Annotated in this window: 1 pseudogene; it reads right to left on the reverse strand. The window is 59.5% G+C overall.

The window, feature by feature from the left end:
* Positions 1-257: pseudogene (locus AAEY99_RS21550) on the reverse strand (heavy metal translocating P-type ATPase); the annotation flags it as partial.

Below are 257 nucleotides of genomic sequence, written 5' to 3' on the forward strand. Positions count from 1 at the left end.
TGACGGAGCGCACGCCCATGGCCTTGAGCTGGGCCACGGCTGCTTGTGCATCGGCTCTCGGTTCATCCCGCAGAGCTACCAATCCAAGTGCTTCATGGCTCTGTTCGTCGAACAGCACTGACACAGTCTTGCCGTCATGTTGTAGCGCCTCGATTTGAGTCTGCTGCGCGGACGACAGTATTGCGACTTGGCCAGCGTAGACCGGCGAACCGATGGCTAAAACGCGGCCAGCCACGGTTGCATGCACAGCTTTACCG

The organism is Shewanella sp. S1-58-MNA-CIBAN-0166 (genome assembly GCF_040310085.1).
Classification (GTDB): domain Bacteria; phylum Pseudomonadota; class Gammaproteobacteria; order Enterobacterales; family Shewanellaceae; genus Shewanella.